This window comes from Actinomadura soli (assembly GCF_005889715.1).
In the GTDB taxonomy this organism is placed as follows: Bacteria; Actinomycetota; Actinomycetes; order Streptosporangiales; family Streptosporangiaceae; genus Spirillospora; species Spirillospora soli.
This window is the reverse complement of sequence record NZ_VCKW01000012.1, coordinates 26,288-44,346: the sequence shown is the minus strand read 5'-3', so window position 1 is coordinate 44,346 and position 18,059 is coordinate 26,288. Positions and strand designations below refer to the sequence as shown.

General features: G+C 72.1%; 16 protein-coding genes. 4 read left to right on the top strand and 12 right to left on the bottom strand.

Annotated features, from left to right (window positions below; genetic code table 11):
* Positions 1–7 precede the first annotated feature (7 nt).
* The 3 genes from ETD83_RS04000 to ETD83_RS03990 all read left to right on the top strand — a co-directional run bounded on the left by ETD83_RS04000 (position 8) and on the right by ETD83_RS03990 (position 2,746).
* On the top strand, positions 8–1,201 hold the full coding sequence (locus ETD83_RS04000; protein ID WP_138643666.1) for an acyl-CoA dehydrogenase family protein: 1,194 nt from the start codon (positions 8–10) through the stop codon (positions 1,199–1,201).
* Positions 1,202–1,220: 19 nt separating this feature from the next.
* Positions 1,221–1,907: a GntR family transcriptional regulator gene (locus ETD83_RS03995; protein ID WP_138643665.1), complete on the top strand. Its 687-nt coding sequence runs from the start codon at positions 1,221–1,223 to the stop codon at positions 1,905–1,907.
* A gap of 74 nt (positions 1,908–1,981) precedes the next feature.
* Complete coding sequence (locus ETD83_RS03990) at positions 1,982–2,746, top strand: phosphotransferase (RefSeq protein WP_138643664.1); 765 nt, start codon at positions 1,982–1,984, stop codon at positions 2,744–2,746.
* Positions 2,747–2,763: 17 nt separating this feature from the next.
* On the opposite strand, the gene ETD83_RS03985 is transcribed toward ETD83_RS03990, so the two are convergent.
* The 12 genes from ETD83_RS03985 to ccrA all read right to left on the bottom strand — a co-directional run bounded on the left by ETD83_RS03985 (position 2,764) and on the right by ccrA (position 16,269).
* Positions 2,764–3,444 carry a three-helix bundle dimerization domain-containing protein gene (locus ETD83_RS03985; protein ID WP_230420656.1) on the bottom strand — a complete coding sequence of 227 codons (681 nt, stop codon included), beginning with the start codon at positions 3,442–3,444 and terminating at the stop codon, positions 2,764–2,766.
* A 269-nt stretch (positions 3,445–3,713) separates the two neighbouring features.
* A complete protein-coding gene (locus ETD83_RS03980; RefSeq protein ID WP_138643662.1) occupies positions 3,714–6,356 on the bottom strand; it encodes a M14 family zinc carboxypeptidase in 2,643 nt (880 codons plus the stop codon).
* Positions 6,357–6,617: 261 nt separating this feature from the next.
* Positions 6,618–7,652 carry a zinc-binding dehydrogenase gene (locus ETD83_RS03975; protein ID WP_138643661.1) on the bottom strand — a complete coding sequence of 345 codons (1,035 nt, stop codon included), beginning with the start codon at positions 7,650–7,652 and terminating at the stop codon, positions 6,618–6,620.
* A gap of 7 nt (positions 7,653–7,659) precedes the next feature.
* Positions 7,660–9,015: an MmgE/PrpD family protein gene (locus ETD83_RS03970; protein WP_138643660.1), complete on the bottom strand. Its 1,356-nt coding sequence runs from the start codon at positions 9,013–9,015 to the stop codon at positions 7,660–7,662.
* Positions 9,012–9,263 carry a biotin/lipoyl-containing protein gene (locus tag ETD83_RS03965; RefSeq protein ID WP_138643659.1) on the bottom strand — a complete coding sequence of 84 codons (252 nt, stop codon included), beginning with the start codon at positions 9,261–9,263 and terminating at the stop codon, positions 9,012–9,014. The genes ETD83_RS03970 and ETD83_RS03965 overlap by 4 nt, the downstream gene beginning before the upstream one ends.
* A complete protein-coding gene (locus ETD83_RS03960; protein WP_138643658.1) occupies positions 9,260–10,249 on the bottom strand; it encodes an alpha-ketoacid dehydrogenase subunit beta in 990 nt (329 codons plus the stop codon). Before ETD83_RS03960 ends, ETD83_RS03965 begins: the two co-directional genes overlap by 4 nt.
* Positions 10,246–11,244 carry a thiamine pyrophosphate-dependent dehydrogenase E1 component subunit alpha gene (locus ETD83_RS03955; protein WP_138643657.1) on the bottom strand — a complete coding sequence of 333 codons (999 nt, stop codon included), beginning with the start codon at positions 11,242–11,244 and terminating at the stop codon, positions 10,246–10,248. The genes ETD83_RS03960 and ETD83_RS03955 overlap by 4 nt, the downstream gene beginning before the upstream one ends.
* Positions 11,241–11,681, bottom strand: coding sequence for an FAS1-like dehydratase domain-containing protein (locus ETD83_RS03950; RefSeq protein WP_138643656.1), 441 nt, complete (start codon positions 11,679–11,681; stop codon positions 11,241–11,243). The genes ETD83_RS03955 and ETD83_RS03950 overlap by 4 nt, the downstream gene beginning before the upstream one ends.
* Entirely contained in the window at positions 11,678–12,190 is a 513-nt protein-coding gene (locus tag ETD83_RS03945) for an FAS1-like dehydratase domain-containing protein (RefSeq protein WP_138643655.1), read from the bottom strand. Before ETD83_RS03945 ends, ETD83_RS03950 begins: the two co-directional genes overlap by 4 nt.
* Complete coding sequence (locus ETD83_RS03940) at positions 12,187–13,764, bottom strand: AMP-binding protein (RefSeq protein ID WP_138643654.1); 1,578 nt, start codon at positions 13,762–13,764, stop codon at positions 12,187–12,189. The genes ETD83_RS03945 and ETD83_RS03940 overlap by 4 nt, the downstream gene beginning before the upstream one ends.
* 15 nt (positions 13,765–13,779) lie before the next feature.
* Positions 13,780–14,925 (bottom strand): acyl-CoA dehydrogenase family protein, encoded by a 1,146-nt coding sequence (locus ETD83_RS03935; protein WP_138643653.1) that lies wholly within the window; start codon positions 14,923–14,925, stop codon positions 13,780–13,782.
* Between the two features lie 102 nt (positions 14,926–15,027).
* Entirely contained in the window at positions 15,028–16,269 is a 1,242-nt protein-coding gene (gene ccrA, locus ETD83_RS03930) for a crotonyl-CoA carboxylase/reductase (protein WP_205717479.1), read from the bottom strand.
* Between the two features lie 371 nt (positions 16,270–16,640).
* On the opposite strand from ccrA, the gene ETD83_RS03925 reads away from it, so the two are divergent.
* Positions 16,641–18,059: an amidase gene (locus ETD83_RS03925; RefSeq protein WP_138643652.1), complete on the top strand. Its 1,419-nt coding sequence runs from the start codon at positions 16,641–16,643 to the stop codon at positions 18,057–18,059.

Genomic DNA, 18,059 nt, shown 5'->3' with positions numbered 1-18,059 from the left:
GACTCAGATGGCGATCGATCCAGGCGACTTCCTCGCCGTCGACGACCAGCTGGACGCCGACGTGCGCGCCGTCCGCGACACCGTCCGCTCGTACGCGGCGGCGGAACTCGCGCCGTACGTCGGCGAGTGGTACGAGACCGGAGGGTTGCCGATCGAGGTCGCGAAGGGCCTGGCCAAGCTCGGCCTGTTCGGCATGCACCTGACCGGCTACGGCTGCGCCGGGCTGAGCGCCACCGCCTACGGTGTCGCCTGCCGCGAGCTCGAAGCGGTCGACTCGGGGCTCCGCAGCTTCGTGTCGGCGCACGGATCGCTGGCGATGACCGCCATCCACCGCTGGGGCAGCGAGGAGCAGCGGGCGAGGTGGCTCCCCGGCATGGCGACCGGGGAGCTCATCGGATGCTTCGGGCTGACCGAGGCCGAGGCCGGCAGCGACCCCGGCTCGATGCGGACGACCGCCGTCCGCGACGGCGACGCGTGGGTGATCAACGGGTCGAAGATGTGGATCACCAACGGCACCTTCGCGGACGTCGCGGTCGTATGGGCCAAGGCCACCGACCCCGCCGACCCCGGCGGCCCGGACGGCGGCCGCATCCGCGGCTTCCTGGTCCCCACGGACACGCCGGGCTTCACCGCCGCCAAGATCGAGCGGAAGCTGTCCCTGCGCGCGTCGGTGACGGCGGAGCTGGCGCTCGACGGCGTGCGCGTCCCCGCCGATGCCGCGCTGCCCGGCGCCCGCGGCCTGTCCGGCCCGCTGACCTGCCTGAACGAGGCGCGCTTCGGCATTCTCTGGGGCGCCGTCGGGGCGGCCCGCGCGTGCTATCTCGAAGCGCTGCGCCACTGCACCGCGCGGACGCAGTTCGGACGCCAACTCGCGTCGTTCCAACTGGTGCAGGCGAAACTGGCGGAAATGGTCGTCGCGGTCAACAGCGCGGCGCTGAACGCCCTCCACCTCGGGCGGCTCAAAGACGCCGGCGAGATCGAACCGGAACAGATCAGTTTCGGTAAGCTGGCGAACGTCCGAGCCGCGGCAGAGGTCGCCCGTACCGCGCGGAGCCTTCTCGGTGGAGCCGGCATCACGCTCGACCACACCGTGATGCGGCACATGAACAATCTGGAGACGGTCATGACCTATGAGGGCACGGAGGAAATGCACACGCTCAGCATCGCGCGCTCCGTGACCGGGATCTCGGCCTTCCGGTAACGCGGAGAGCTCCCGAGAAATGGCCAAGTCGACGTCCGATGCGGGCTCCGTCCGATGGGCGGTGGCGCGCATCCGCGAGATGATCACCGTCATGGAACTCCTGCCGGGCCAGCAGATCCGGCAGGAGGACATGGCGTCGCGGCTGAGCGTCAGCCGGGCGCCGGTCAGGGAGGCATTGGGGATTCTGCAGAGCGAGGGCGTGCTGGACTACCAGCGCAATGTCGGCTATTCGGTGAAACGGCTCACCGTCCAGGATCTCGAACAGGCGTACCTGATGCGGCGGGTGCTGGAGCGCGAGGTCATCTCGGCCCTGCCCGAATTGACGGCCGAGCAGCTCGACGAGCTGGAGGACATCAACGTCCGTATCAAGCAGGCCGGTGACGACGCCGATGTGCTGACCATTCAGCGGCTCAACAACGACTTTCACTTCTACATCTTCCGGACGTCCGGTCTCGATCTGATCGTGGACGAGCTGCGCCGCATCTGGTCGCTCACCGAGGCGTACCGGTCGGTGTACCTGTACGAGGCGGAGGCGCGGGAGCGGATCGTCCACGAGCACGCCTCGATCGTCGACGCGCTCCGCCGCGGCGACCGGGCCGCCGTCGTCGAGCTGTCGGACCAGCACCGCAGCCAGGTGCCGAGCCGGCTGGCCGCCGTCTTCCCCGGCGAGCGGCGCCCACCGGCCCGCGTGGCCGAAGAAGGCTGACCCCCGAGGGATAGGGGACCGCTCTCGCGGAAATCCGGGTGCGCGGGCCGGGGCCGGTGGGATACAACGCCCGGGTGGAAGAGCAACCGCTGCCCGGTGGCAGGCACGTGGGCGGCGTCCGGATCGGCGACACCGTCCACCGGCGGGCGAATCCGTGGACGTCCACCGTGCACGCGGTTCTGCGCCATCTGGAGGCCGCCGGTTTCGAGGGCGCTCCCCGGGTGCTGGGCTTCGACGAGCAGGGGCGCGAGGTCCTGACGTTCCTGCACGGCGACACCATCGGCGAGCGCCACCCCTGGCCCGCGTGGCCGCATTCGGACGAGGCGCTCCGCCAGGTCGCCGCGTGGATGCGGCGGCTGCACGACATCACGGCGGCGTTCGTCCCGCCGGACGGCGCGACCTGGCTCGCCGGCGCTTGGCAGCCCGGCCTGATCATCGGCCATCACGACGCCTCGCCGTACAACGCGGTGTGGGACGGCGGCGGTCTCGTCGGGTTCGTCGACTGGGACACCGCGGGGCCGTCGCCGCGGGAGTTCGACCTGGCCCACCTGGCGCTGACGTGGGTGCCGCTGCACGCCCGGCACGTCGCCGAGTTCCAGGGGTTCACCGCGTTCGACGACCGGTCGCGGCGGCTGCACGTCCTGCTGGACAGCTACGGCTACGACGGCGACCGCACCGCTTTCGCCGACGACGTCATCGGACGGGCCCGCCGCCAGGCCGCCATCATCCGGCAGATGGCGGGCGGCGGTCAGACGTCGCTGCTTGCGTTCGCCGAAGAGCTGGAGCAGGCCGCCGCCGAGATCCAGACCCTTCCGGCCTCGTTCTGGCGCCGCGCCTGAAACCGGGCCCGGCCGGTTCAGCCGGTTCGGCCGGGCGGGTCGGCAGTCGGTCCTGGGGTGAGCCTCTCGCGGGCGAACCGCTCGACCAGCACGGGCACGAAGTCCCGGACGGGCCGGTCGTCGAAGCGGCGGTAGACCGCGTCGATCACCTGGTTCACCTGCGTGGGCTGGAGGCTGCCGCCGAGCCTGCGCAGGAGGCGGTCGGTCACCTCGCGCATGACGTGCTCTTCGCGCTCCACGGGATTCCCCGACGGCGTCATCGGTAAGCCCCCGCGCCCCGGGGGCGGCTGGGGCATGAACTGCTCCGCCAGGTGGGAGTAGCCCAGCGAGCACGGGCCCAACCGGGGCTGGACGGTGTCCAGCGTCGCCAGGTTGGCCTTGATGGCGATGCTGACCAGGGAGACCAGCAGCGCGACGTCGTCGTCGCAGCCCAGCCAGACGCCCACCCAGCCGCTGCCGGGACGGGTGCGCACCGAGGCGCACTCCCGGAGCGTCTTGTGCATTCGCCGGACGCAGGGCCAGGTCAGATACAGTTCGGCCTGATCACGTCCGTGCAGATGGATGATCTGATCGCCGCCGCATGCGAATGCCCGGCCGAAGCCGCAGTCGGCACGGCACAATCTCAGCGCCGGCCAACCGTTCAGCTGCTCTACCACGCTCTCGGCCAGACAGGTCCGTAGACCACGGGTCCCGCCCATGCCCATAGCATCCAGCCCGACCGGCATGATTTGTACCCGCCCCGCCTGAATCGTTACCAGAATGGTTGTCCAGTGGCTCTATCAGCGTCGGTTTCGCTTTGCCGATCATGCCATCTGTCCCGGTGCCGAGGAATGGTGATCAAGACACTATTTCCGCCAAGCCCCGTCCAGCTTCACCGGAACCGGTGGTGAAGCGGGAGGATGGCGCGAAAAATTGCGACGATCGCGGCCGGTGGGACGCGCTGTTCCGCCGGCCGCGATCGACGGCGTCAGTTCCTTTCGTCCGTTTCGCCGGATCGGCCCGGCTTCGACGGGCCCTGATAGATCGAGTTGACGACGATCGGCCAGGTCTGCCGCGGCCAGCTCCGGAAGGTGATCTCGCTGCCCGCGACCGTGGCATGGCCCTTGCCGACCTCGAACGTCGCGACGTTGGCGAGGCCGTTCAGCGTCTCCGTGCCCGCCGCGTACCCGCTGACCAGCAGGTCGCCCTCACCGGGATACCTCGACGCCACCTGACCGTCGCCGGTGAGCTTGTACGCCGCGTCCCGGTTGAACCAGACCGCGCCGGACTCAGGCATCCCCCACGCCGCCGGGACCTCGGGGTCGTACGTCGCGCGCAGCAGCGCGCCCGGCGCGTTGAGCTTGGCCGGGTCGGACGGGGCCGCGTTCTCGATCGGCAGCTTGAGGAGCTGCCGCGCCGTCTCCGCCGCGCTGCCGATCGCGACCAGGTTGCCGCCGCCGGAGACGTAGTCCGCCAGCCGCGTCCAGCCCTCCTCGCCGACGCCGCGCGCCCACCTGAACTCGGGCGGGTTCTTCGCCGGGTCGAGGCCGTTGACGATGGTGTTCCTGGAGACGCCGTCGGCCAGGACGATCGTGTCGTACTTCCCGGCCAGGTCGCCGTAGTCGTCCGCGGAGACGACCTTGTAGTCGATGCCGTAATGGTCGAACATCCACGTCATCCAGCCGCCGGGCATGTTGTTCGCGCCGCGGATCAGCCCGACCTTGGTGCCCTGCTTGAGCGTGAAGCCGTCCACCTTGGGCAGCTCGTCCGAGCCGTGGACCTGCAGGCCGGTGTCCGCCGACACGCCCTGCAGCGCCTGCCTCGCCGCCGCCGTGGGCGGGACGACGACCGTGCCCGGCGCGAACGTCCGTCCGGCGGCCTCGAACTTCTCAGCCGAGCGGAACGTCGGCACCGCCGCCTTCTGCAGCCGGGAGAGCACGTGCGCGACGCCGTACGACTCCGGCGCCACCAGGTAGGCGCCGCGCGGCTCCGCAGGCATCCGCACCGGCTGCGGCAGCACCCGGTGCACCCGCTGCAGCGACGCGGTGAACGCCTGCTCGACCGGGTCGACGTCCACGCCGAGCAGCAGGCCGAGGTTGTCGGTGGTCTCGCTGTACGGCATGATCAGCGGGCACTGGCCGCACTTGCGCGCCGCCTGCTCCGGATACTTGTCGATCTTGAGGAGCTGGTCGATCCAGCGGCCGAGCGGCTGGCGGGTGCGCAGCACGTACGAGCCCGCGGCGTACGTCTTGCCGCCCGCCGTGAACGGCGCCCTCGCCTGCTCGATCTCCGCCCGTCCGAACTCGAAGATCCGCATCATCTCCAGCACCGCGAACGGGTCGCGCTGGCCGGCCGGGATCACGTACGCGTGCGGCGTGCCCGGCTCGACGTCCGGCAGCGCCGCCCCGTTGCGGTTGGTCTGGTACAGGTTGTTGAACAGCCACGACTCGGGGTTCTTCGCGACGTTCTCGATCCCCGCGTAGGCGGCGGTCTTCGCGTACGCGACGATCTGCTCCAGCGTCCAGCTGTTCTTGTCGTACGGCTGCAGCATCCGCATGGACCGGTTCTGCGAGCCGAGCGGCCTGCCGTCCGGCGAGGTGTAGGGGTAGGCGAGGTCCCGTGCGCTGGCGATCTCCGTCAGGAACAGCGACGTGCCGAGGAACGTCGAGAACCCCATGACGTCGGCGTTCCAGAAGATGCCGTACGCGTCGTCGGTGCCGACGCCCTTCTTGCCCTCGGCGGTCAGCGCCCGCGCCGCCTGCTGGCCCTGCGACGTCGCCGACTGCAGCGTGATCGGGTCGACCCCGCTGCCGAGCGGCTCGTCGTAGGGCGGCGTCCACAGCCGCGGCCCCGTCGTCCCGGCCTGGTGCATGTAGTGCCCGACGACCGGACGGTACGCCTGCTCCAGCCGGACCCGCGTGCGGATCTCCCGCTGCGTGAACATGAACCAGTCGCGGTTGTCGTCGTGCCCGACGTACTTGTGGTATAGGTCCGGGTAGACGCGGTTGTACTCGGTTCCGGCGGTCTTGTTGAAGTGGTCGACCACGAGGTGCTGGCCGTCCGGGTTGCCGGACGGGATCACCATCAGCACCGCGTTGTCGAGCACGGTCTCGGTGTAGTCGGAGTCCTCGGTGGCGAACCGGTGCACGATGTCCACCAGCGCCTGCGTATTGCCGACCTCGGTGGAGTGCAGGGTGCCCTCGAGGAGGTACACCGGCTTGCTCCGCTCGGACAGCCGCCGGGCCTCCTGCTCGGAGATCCCGCGCGGCTCGGCGAGCCGCTGGTTGTCCCGGACGATCTGGTCGAGGTTCCGCAGGTTGCGCGGCGAGCTCACGAAGAGGACCGGATAGTCGTTGCCCATCGTCGTCTTGTCCGCGACCTGGTAGGTCACCCGGTCGGACCGGTCGGCGACGAGCCGGAAGTACTGCTTGATCTTGTCGAACCCGGCGAGCTTGCCGGTCGTGCCCATGGCGAACCCGAAATAGCTCTGGGGCGCTGGAATGTGCTTGGCCTGCGCGTTGCGGCTCACCGAGGAGCCCGCGCCGAACGCGTCCGCGTGCAAAGGCACGCCGACGAGCATGACGAGGGCAACCAGGGCGGCCGCCGCGCGGGACGTCACCCGCGACAGCATCCGGTCTCCTGATGAACGAGGGGGGAGGGGACACTGATCGATCAGTTGTGACCAGCGTGAATCGCCTTTGTCGATCAGTCAATGTCTTGATCGTCCCGTACCCCACCCGTTACGCCCGGTAACACACCTCCAGCATCACCAAGTCCCTCGGGCCCGAGCCCGGGGCGGCGGTGACCGTGCTGTCCTGGTCGGAATCGCCGTCGCGGGCCTGGTCGGCACACTCCTCACGAGCTGACCGCCCCTGGGCGCTCCGCCTGGTGGTCAGGGGCGGACGAGGACCTTCAGGGCCTCGCGGTCGTTCATCGCCCTGAACCCGGCGGGCACGTCGTCCAGCCCGACGGACAGGTCGAACATCTCGCCCGGCGCGATCGTGCCGTCGAGCACCTCGGCCAGCAGTTCCGGGATGTACCGGCGCGCCGGGGCGACGCCGCCGGTGATGGTGATGTTGCGCATGAAGACGTCGAAGTCCAGGCGGGCCTCGGCGTACTGCGGGACGCCCACCCGGCTGATCGTGCCGCCGTCGCGGACGACGCCCAGCGCCGTCTCGAACGCGGCCGTGTTGCCGACGCATTCGAGCACGTGGGGCGTTCCGTCGCCGCCGGTCAGCGCGCGGACGGCGGCCACGGCCTCCTCGCCCCGCTCCGGGACCACGTCGGTCGCGCCGAACCGGCGGCCGAGGTCGGTGCGGGCGCGGTGGCGGCCGAGCAGGACGATCCGCTCCGCGCCCAGCCGCGCCGCCGACAGCACCGCGCTCAGCCCGACCGCGCCGTCGCCGATGACGGCGACCGTGGAGCCCTTCCCGACGGCCGCGGTGACCGCCGCGTGATGGCCGGTCGGGAGGACGTCCGACAGCGCCATCACCGAGGGGATCACCGGGTCGTCGGCGCCGACCGGCAGCTTGATCAGCGTGCCGTCCGCCTGGGGGACGCGGGCCGCCTCGCCCTGCCCGCCGTCGAGGCCGTTCATCGCCCAGCGCCCGCCGTTGCGGCAGGAGCCGTGCAGGCCGTCGCGGCAGAAGTCGCAGCTGTTGTCGGTCCACAGGAAGGGGACGAGCACGACGTCGCCCCGTTTCACGGAGCGGACGTCGGCGCCGGTGTCCTCGACGACGCCCATGAACTCGTGGCCGATGCGGAGCCCCTCGGCCACGGGCTCCATGCCGCGGTACCGGTGCAGGTCGCTGCCGCAGACGCAGGCGCGGGTCACCCGGACGATCGCGTCCGTCGGCGCCGCGAGGACGGGGTCGGGCACCTCCTCGACCCGGACGTCGCCCCGGCCGTAGATGAGGGTGGCTCGCATCTGTTGATCACTCCTTCGGATCGGCGATGGTGGCGCCGACCAGGTCGCGGACCGGACGGCGGTCGAGGTCGAGGGCGACCGCGATGAAACCGTCCAGCCGGGCGGGCGGCAGCGGTGTCTCGGCGGCCATGGCGCGCAGCCGGGCGGCGGTCTCGTCCCGGTCCCAGTTGAACGTGGTCTCGTCGGGGGCGAACGCGCCGGTGCGCTCCCCGTCGTCGCGGGTGGTGACGGTGATCCGGCAGCCGCCCTGCGGGACGTCGCCCGCGGCGGCCACCGTGATCCGGCGGGTCAGGTCCATCAGGGCGGGGTCGTCGAAGCGGTGCAGGTCGTCCAGCTCGATGCCGCCGTTGCGGAGGGCCACGGCCAGACAGTACGGCAGGCTCATCAGGGTGCCGCCCACGTCGCGGAACGGGCCCTGGGCGTCGATGCCCGGGTAGGCGGCGTCGTCCGGCGACAGTTCGGCGATGACGGACGCGACGTCGTCCGCCTTGACGCCGTGGCGGCGCGCCAGCCCGGTCAGCACCGTGACCGGGACCTGGTTGATCGCGCAGACCGGGTACGGCTTGTAGGTGACGCGGCGGATCCGCCAGTCGTCGCCGAGCCGGTCCGCCGCCGGTGCGTCCTCGATGCCGGAGAAGGCCCGCAGGTGCCCGGCGCTTCCGTCGAGCGCGTCCGGTGCACCGGTGATGCCGCGCGCGGCGAGCAGCGCCGCGACCATGCCGTTGCGGCTCGCGGCCCCGACCTGGTAGCGCCATTCCTGGGTGCCGGCGAGCCACGTCTGGTTCGTGCCGCCGCCGAACGCCGCCGCGAGCCCGAGCGCGGACACGGTCCGCCCGGCGTCGAGGCCCAGCAGCCGGGCGGACGCGGCCGCCGCCGCGAGCGGCCCGTAGACGCTGGTCGCGCGGAACCCGCGGGCCGTGGACGGCCCCGCGCGCCCCTCCGCGATGACCGACGCCGCCTCGTACCCGGCGATCATCGCGGTGAGCAGGTCGCGGCCGTCCAGGCCGGCGCGGTCCGCGAGGGCGAGCAGCGCGGGCAGCGTGGTCGATCCCAGGTGGGTGGACACCGAGACCTGGGTGTCGTCCTGCGTGCGCGCGTGGATGAGCGCCCCGGTCGCGAGCGCGCAGGACTCGACGGTCACGGCCGTCCCGTCGACCGGGAGCCGCGCCCCGCGCGACGGGTCGCAGGCGCCGTTCTCCTTGGCGAACGCGAAGCCGGTCCCGGCGAGACGGTGCCCCGCGAGGCCCACGCCGAGGTCGTGCAGCAGCGTGACCTTCGCCTTCTCCACGACGTCGGGCGGGACGGCGGACAGGTCGAGGCCCGCGGTGAACTCCGCGATCCGTTCGGCGAGCGTCCCTTTCACGGCGCCGCTCCTTCGCCGGTGTCGATCCTGGCGATGACCTGGCCCACGACGACGTCGGCGTCCTGGGCCACGAGCAGTTCGGCGACCGTCCCGGCGGCCGGGCTGACGATCTCGGCGGTCGCCTTGTCGGTCTCCATCTCGGCGATGGGCTCGTCCTCGGCCACCCGGTCACCGACGCCCTTCAGCCACTGGACGATGGTCGCCTCGTCCATGGTCGCCCCCCACTTCGGCACCACGACGTCCGTCATGCATCCCTCCCTTCGATCGTGCCGAGAGCCGCCGACACCACGTCGTCCGGCCCCGGGTAGTAGGCGCGTTCCAGGTCCGGCGCGAACGGCACCGGCGCGAACGGCGGGCAGACCTGCGCGGCCGGGGCGCGCAGGGACGCGAACCCGTCCGTGGCGGCCAGCCGGATGACCTCCGAGCCGACGCTGCACGGGCCCTGCGCGTCCTGGACGACGACGAGCCGCCCCGTCTTGTCCAGCGAGCGCAGGATCAGCGCCTCGTCTACGGGGCTCAGCGTCCGCAAGTCGAGCACTTCTGCGCCGACGCCGCGCGCGGCGAGGGCCTCGGCGGCCTCCAGGGCGGACGGGACCGTGTCGCCCCAGCACACGAGCGTCACGTCGTCGCCGGGGCGGCGGATCAGCCCGGCGCCGATCGGCACCACGTGGTCGGGGTCGTCGGGGACCTCGCCGCGCCGCGTCCACAGGCTCAGGCTCTCGATGACGATCACCGGGTCGTCGTCCCGGACGGCGGCCTTGAGCAGCCCCTTCGCGTCGGCGGGGGTGCCGCCCCAGACGACCTTCAGCCCGGGGACGGCGGCGAGCCAGCCCTCCAGGCTCTGCGAGTGCTGCGGGCCCGAGCCGCGGTGGCCGCCGCAGAGAGTCCGGACCGTCAGCGGCACCGCGAAGGCGCCGTCCGACATGTACGACATCTTGGCGGCCTGGTTGACGAGCTGGTCCATGGCGAGGGTGATGAAGTCGAAGTACATGACCTCCGCGATCGGCCGCAGCCCCGCCATCGCCGCGCCGACCGCCATGCCGGTGAACGTCGACTCGCTGATCGGGGTGTCGCGGACCCGCCACTCGCCGAACCTCTCCCGCAGCCCGCGCGTCGCCGCGAACGGGCCGCCGGGCATGCCGACGTCCTCGCCGAACAGGTGGACGGACTCGTCCCGCTCCAGCTCCTCGTGCAGCGCGGTATTGACCGCCTGCCAGTACTTCACCGTGCTCATGCGAGGGCACCTCCGGGCACAGGACGGCGATAGACGTGCGCGGTGATCGACCCGGCCGACGCGACGGGGTCCGCCTCGGCGGCGGCGACGGCGTCCGCCATCTCCCGCCGCGCGGCGTCCTCGATGGCCGTGAACCCGGCGGCCTGTGAAGGGTCGCCGGAGACGGTTGCCGCCAGGCGTTTCAGCGGGTCCGCCGCCTTCCACTCCGCGACCTCGGCGGCGTCCCGGTACCGCTGCGGGTCGCCCTCGAAGTGGCCGTGCCAGCGGTAGGTCAGGCACTCCAGCAGGGACGGGCCGCCGCCCTCGCGCGCACGCCCGACCGCCTCCGCGGCGGCCCGCCGGACGGCCGTCACGTCGTTTCCGTCCCCCCGGGCGCCCGGGATCCCGTACGGGGCGGCGTGGTCCGCGACGTGCTTCGCGGCCAGGTGCACGGAGACCGGGGTCAGCTCGACGTACTGGTTGTTCTCGCACACGAACACGATGGGCAGCTTCCACAGCGCGGCGAGGTTCAGCGACTCGTGGAAGACGCCCTGCGCGACCGCGCCCTCGCCGAAGAACGCCACCGCGACGCCGCCGCGTCCCTGCCGGGCGGCCGCGAACGCGCCGCCGAGCGCGATCGGGATGCCCGCCCCGACGATCGCGTTCGCGCCGAGGATCCCGGCCGCCGGATCGGCGATGTGCATCGACCCCGACCGGCCGCCGCAGTACCCGGTCTCGCGGCCGAGCAGCTCGGCCATCATCGCCTTCGGCTCGCCGCCCTTGGCGAGGCAGTGCCCGTGGCCCCGGTGCGTGGTGGTGATGTGGTCGTCGCGGCGCAGGACGTCGCAGACCCCGGCCGCGACCGCCTCCTGGCCGATCGAGACGTGCAGCGTCCCGGGCAGCCGTCCCGTCGCCATCAGCTTGGACGCGGCGACCTCGAACTGCCGGATCCGCGCCATCGTCCGGTACAGCCGGCGCGATGTCGTGGTGGTGTCGGTGTCCTGCTGGACGGTCATGGTCGGACGTCCTCTCTCGGGAGTTCCAGGACGGCGGTTCCGGGGGCGCAGAGCGTCCCGTCGTCCTTGCGTTCCTCCAGGGCGCATTCGACGATTCCGGCTCCTGACCCGTCCACCCGGCAGGCGGTGACCGTGCCGGTGCAGGTCAGCGTGTCGCCGGGCACGGCGATGCCGCGGTTGCGCCAGCCGAACGAGCGCAGCCGCGCAGCCGGGCCCGCCCAGCCGAGCGCGGTCCGCAGCAGGAAGCAGCCGTGCAGGTGGGACTGGACGAGCACGTCCGGGTACCCCTCGGACGCCGCGTACCGGGCGTCGTAGTGGATGCGGTGCGCGTTCCAGGTCGCCGCGCTGAACCGGAACAGCTGCGTCGCGGTCGGGCGGATCGTCACCGGGTCGAGTTCCATGCCCACGGCGACGTCCTCGAAGTTCCGTGAGGTCATTCGCCGGCCTCCGGGCGGGCGATGAGGTTGTCCCGGCAGCTCAGCAGGGGAGTGCCCGACTCGTCCAGGAACCGGCGCAGCCTCGTGATGACCAGGAACGGGCCGGAGCGGCCGTCCTTCAGCGCCACGTCCTCGACCGACGTCTCGCGGACGACCCGCACGCCGTCATAGACGGGGTTGTGGAAGTCGAGGTCCTGACCGGCGCCCATCAGCCGGAGCCCGGCCAGCGGAAGCCCGGCGGTCTCGTCGCCGGTGCCGTCGGCGCCCAGCTCGCCGTCGGACGGGCCCGCGCCCCAGCCGAGCACGCTGCTGAGGAACAGCGGCGGCGCGACGGCGCCGGGAAGCCCGGCGGCGCGGGCCGCCGCGTCGTCGAAGTACACCGGGTCGGTCTCGCCCGCGGCGACCGCGAACCGCTGGAACTCCGTCGCGGAGACGCGGCCGAGGCTGTCGCGGACGACCGTCCCGACCTGCTTTCGCACGCGCTCGCACACCTCGTCCAGCGCGCTCATCGCCCACCTCCCGGAGCCGGCTCCGAGAGCTGCCGCCTGAGCAGCTTCTTCTCCACCTTGCCTATCGAGGTCTTGGGCAGCTCGGGGACGACCTGGATCCGCGTCGGCACCTTGAAGCCCGCGAGACGCGTCCGGCAGTGCTCGGTGATCTCGTCGCGGGACGGCGGCTCACCGGGCGAGCGGGGGACGACGAACGCGACGACCTCCTCGTCCCGCACCGGGTCGTGGCCCGCGACGACCGCCGCCTCGGCGATCGACGGATGCGCCAGCAGCGCGAACTCCACCTCGCTCGCGGAGACGTTCTCGCCCGCGCGCTTGATGACGTCCTTCTTCCGGTCGAAGAAGTACACGTAGCCCTTCTCGTCGAGGTAGCCGTGGTCGCCGGTGTGCAGCCAGCCGTCCCGGACCGTCGCGGCGGTGGCCTCCGGGTCCTTGAAGTAGCCCTTCATCAGCGTCCGGCCGGGCACCCCGGACACGAGGATCTCGCCGACCGCGCCCGCCGGGAGGTCGCGCCCGTCCTCGTCCACGATCCGGATCCGCCGGTCGAAGTTCGGCAGGCCGATGGACGGCCACCGCCGGTCCCCGAACACCGGGGACATCGTGACGACCGTGCCGCCCTCCGACAGCCCGTAGCCGTTGATCAGCTCGACGCCGAAGCGGCGCTCGAACTCTTCCTTCTCCTGGCCGGTGACGTTGATCGCATAGATGGCGCGGTGGACGCGGTGCGCGGCGTCGTCCGGCGACGGGGGCTGCGCCAGCATGGTCCGCACCTGCATCGCGACCAGGCTCACCGAGGTCGCGCCGTGGTGCCGGACCCGCGACCAGAAGCCGCTGGCGTGGTACTCCTCCAGCAGGACGGCCGTGCCGCCCACGGTCAGCGCCGCCAGGAAGGTGATCTCCTGCGCGTTGATGTGGAAGAGCGGCAGCGCGGTCAGCAGCCGGTCGCCGCCGTGCAGCGCGGCGCCGCGCGAGACGCGCTCGCCGCCCCACAGGCAGTTCGCGTGCGTGATCATGACGGCCTTGGGCCGGGCCGTGGTGCCCGAGGTGAACAGCATCTCCACGACGTCCTCGGAGCCCACGCCCTCGGCGGGGTCGGCGGGCGGGCCGGACGCCACGTCCGCGAACGGGACGAACCCGTCCGGCGTGCCGCCGCCGCGCGCGACGATCCGGTGCCCGACCTTGGGCGCGCCCGCCAGGACCTCGGCGAACACCGTGAGGTGTTCCGGCTCGGTGAGGACGCCCACGGCCTCGGAACGCTCGATCAGATACGTCAGCTCGGCGGCCGAGTTCGCGGTGTTGGACGGCACCATGACCGCCCCGAGCCACGCCAGCCCGAACCACGCGAAGACGAACTCGGCGCAGTTGCGGAGCTGGAACACGACCGCGTCGCCGCGTCCGACGCCCAGCGCCGCGAACCCTCCGGCGGTCCGGCGGACGGCGTCCAGCGTCTCCCGGTAGGTGTACTCCGTGACCGTGCCCGACCGGTCCTCGACGATGAGGCAGGCGCGGTCCGGATGCCGGTCGGCCCGCTCGGTCAGCAGGTCGGCGAGGGTGCGGTTCCCGATCAGATCCACGACGGCTCCCGGCGCTCAGTCCCGTGACGACAGACCGAGCAGGTTACGCGCGATCATCCAGCGGTGGATCTCGGACGAGCCGTGCCCGATCCGCCACACCCGCACCTGCCGGTAGAAGCTCTGGATCGGCAGCTCCTTGCTGTAGCCGAGCCCGCCGAAGATCTGCAGGCACCGGTCGGTGACGCGCTGGGCCATCTCCGTCGCGTAGAGCTTGGCCATGAACGCCTCGTTGCGGATCGGCTCGCCCTCGTCGGCCATCCACGCGGCCCGGTAGACCAGGAAGCGGGCCGCGTCCAGCTCGACGGCGGAGTCGGCCAGCATCCACTGCACGGCCTGCCGGGTCGCGATGGGCTTGCCCCAGGTCACCCGCTGCTTCGCCCACTCGACGGCCATGTCGATGCACCGCTGCGCGATGCCGAGCTGGTAGGCGGCGATCTTGAGGCGGCCGTGGGTGAGCTGCTCCGACGCCAGCGCCCAGCCGCCGCCGACCGGGCCGAGCCGGGCCGAGTCCGGGACGACGCAGTCGCGGAACGACAGCTCGTACGGCTCCCAGTCGTCGCCCATGGTGGGGATCGGCCGGGACGCGTCGAAGCCGGGCGTGCCCATGTCGACCAGGAAGCAGGTGATGCCCCGGCTTCCGGCGGACGGGTCGGTGCTGGCGAACAGGATGCAGAAGTCGGCCCGGTCCACCTCGGAGATGAAGATCTTCGTGCCGTTGATGACCCAGTCGTCGCCGCTGCGCACCGCCGTCGTGGTGATGCGGGCGAAGTCGGAGCCGGTGCCGGGCTCGGTGAAGGCGTAGCAGCTGCGCCGCTCGCCCGCGATGACCGGATACAGGTACTGCTTCTTCTGCTCGTCGTCGCCCTCGTAGAGGACCGGTTCGGGGCTGCCGCCGAAGTCGAACATCGCCGGATGCTTGTACAGCTCCTCGGCGACCAGGCAGGCGGCGAGCGTGCCCATGCCCTGGCCGCCGTACTCCTCCGGGACGTCCAGGGCCCACAGCCCCTGGTCCCTCGCCTTCTCCTGGAGTTCGCGGCGCTCGTCGGGGGAGAGCTTGCCCTCGGTGAGGAAGCGCGGCTCCAGCGGCATCAGTTCCCGCTCGCGGAACCGGCGCACCGAGTCGACGAACATGCTGAGCTCGGCCGGGATGCTGAAGTCCATACGCCGTCCACCCTCCATTCGACCGACTAGTCGGTCGGTTTCGACTTTTCCATGCCCCCGGGCCGATGTCAACGCCCGGCCGAGACCCCTGGGCCCCTGCTGTCAGGCGGACGCTCCCGCCTCGGCGTCCGGTGCGCCGACGAGCGCGACCCGGTTCCCGAAGACCTCGATCCCGTTCGCCATGTCGCGGTGGGCGCGTCCGATCTCGTGGAAGGGGACGACCTCGCCCAGCGCGGGATCGATCCGCTTCGCGCGGACCAGGTCGTTGTACGCGCGGGCCTGCTCGTCGTTCGTCCCGTGCGAGCCCTGCAGCCGCTTCTGCAGCACCCACTGGTAGCGGAGGTCGACCATCGCCGAGTAGCCCGACGTGCCCGCGCAGATCACGACCATGCCGCCGGGCGCGCAGACGAACGCGCTGGTCGGGATGGTGGCCTCGCCCGGATGCTCGAACACGATCCGGGGGGCGCGGCCCCCGGCGATCTCGGAGAGCGCCTTCCGGAACCGCCGCGCCTCCTTCAGCCACGCTCCGTACGACGGCTCCTCCCAGTGCGGCGGGACGCCCCAGTGGGAGAAGTCGCCCCGGTTGAGGTAACCGATCGCGCCGAACCGGACGGCGTACTCCCCGCGCTTGTCATCGGAGACGACCGCCACGGCATCGGCGCCGTGCGCCGCCGCGAGCTGGATCGCCTGCGTGCCGAGACCGCCCGAGCCGCCCCAGACGAGGACGAGGTCGCCGGGCTCCAGCCGGTGGCCGTCCCAGCCGAGCAGCATCCGGTACGCGGTCGTCCCGACCAGGGTCGGCGCCGCCGCCTCCGCCCAGGTCAGATGCGGCGCCTTCGGCAGGATCTGGTGCTCCTGGGCCAGGCAGAACTGGGCGAACGACCCGAAGTTGGTGTTGTAGCCCCAGATCTTGGCGCTGGGGGCGAGCATGGGGTCGTTCCCGGCCTGGACCCACGGGTCGTCCGGGGCCCAGTGGCCGGGATGCACCACGACGCGGTCGCCGGGCGCGACCGACTCCACGCCGCCGCCGACCGCGTGGACGATGCCCGACGCGTCGCTGCCGCCGATGTGGAAGTCCCAGGGCTCGCCCTTGCGCCGGCGCTCCGCGATCACGTCGATCGGGACCCCGCGCGCCGCCCACACGTTGTTGAAGTTGATCCCCGCCGCCATCACCGCGACGAGCACCTCGCCGGGGCCGGGCTCGGGCACCGCCACCTCCTCGATCCGGAAGGCCTCCAGGGGGTCGCCGAACCGGTCCTGCCGGACGACCTGCGCGAACATCTGCCGGGGGAGGGTGCCGGGCGGCGGCGGCTCCCCGATCTGAATCCTCGAATCAATGGGCACGAACCGTTCCTCGCATTTCAAGATCGGTGGTATGCCGGTGCGGCGCGGAATGGGATCCGCCGCCCGTCCTTTTCGGATGGAACTACGATCTCCGGCGCAATGTCAATCCCGGAAATCCGGGGGTTGACGGCCCCGCGAAGACGAGGTTAACTGGAGTCGCCCGACCGGTCGGTCGATAGCGATCAACCGGCACGTGAGCTGCATGGACACCTGCCCTCGCACCGAGAAGCCCGGTCCGCCGACGCCGGCCGGGACGCCATCCCCGAACCAATCGATCAACTGATCGTCGTCCCGCGGCGGACTCATTGCGGCGCTTTCCGCCGCCATCCGCAGCGGAATAGATATCGTCACTCGAATTCCCAGGAGGACGGATGGCCGGCGATCTCAGCAATGTTCCGACCGCGGGCGGGCTCGTCACCGCCTATGCCGCCGGGACGCTCTCCCCGGTGGAGGCGGCGACCGCGGCCCTGGAGGCGATCCGGGAGCGCGACGCCGACGTCAACGCCTTCGCCCTGGTCGATCCGGAGCAGGCGCTGGAGACCGCCCGCGCCGCCGAGCGGCGCTGGCGCGACGGGACCCCGCTGGGCCCCCTAGACGGCGTACCGATGTCGATCAAGGACCTCTTCCTCACCCGCGGCTGGCCGACGCTCCGCGGCTCGCGGCGCATCGACCCCGCCCAGGCATGGGACGTCGACAGCCCGGTGGCCGCCCGCCTCCGCGAGGGCGGCCTGGTCCTGCTCGGCAAGACCACCACCCCGGAGATGGGGTGGAAGGGCGTCTGCGACAACCCGCTCACCGGGATCACGCGCAACCCCTGGGACACGTCCCGCACGTCGGGCGGCTCCAGCGGGGGCAGCGCGGTCGCGGTCGCCACCGGCATGGGCCCCCTGTCGGTCGGCACCGACGGCGGCGGCTCGATCCGCATCCCCGCCGCGTTCTGCGGCGTCGTCGGGTTCAAGCCCACGCACGGCCGCGTCCCGCAGTACCCGCTCAGCTCGCTCGCCGTGCTGGCGCACGCCGGGCCCATCGCCCGCACGGTGGACGACGTCGCGCGCCTCCTCGACGTCCTCGCGGCGCCCGACCACCGCGACCCCTACGATCTCGGGCTCCACGACGGCCCCTACAGCCGGGCGGTCGACCGGGACGTCCGCGGGGTGTCCGCCGCCTTCTCCGCCGACCTCGGCTTCGTCCGCGTCGACCCCGAGATCGCCGCCGCCGTCGCGTCCGCAGCGCGGGCGCTCCAGGACGCCGGGATGCGCGTCGAAGCGGCCGACCCCGGGTTCCCCGATCCGCTTCCTGCGTTCGACGTGCTGTGGTGCGCGGGCGCGTCCAAGTGGCTCGACGTCTTCGACGCCCGCGCCGAGGACGTCGACCCCGGGCTGCGCGACGTGATCGAGCGCGGCCTCACCTACTCCGCGGGCGACTACCTGGCCGCGGAGGCGGAGCGGCTGGCGCTCGCCGTCCGGATGGGCGAGTTCCACACCCGCCACGACGTCCTGATCACCCCGACGGTGCCGATCCCCGCCTTCGAGGCCGGGCACGACGTGCCGCCGGGCAGCGGCCTGAGCGACTGGGCCCAGTGGACGCCGTTCACCTACCCGTTCAACATGACCCACCAGCCCGCGATCAGCGTCCCGGTCGGCCGCACCGCCGCCGGGCTGCCGATCGGCCTGCAGATCGTGGGCCCGCGCCACGCCGAGGCGCTGGTCCTGGCCGTGGCCCGCGCGGTCGAGCGCGCGGTCTCCGCGACGGACCGCTCCCCGCGCGGCACGACCGCCGCCGCCCCCTGA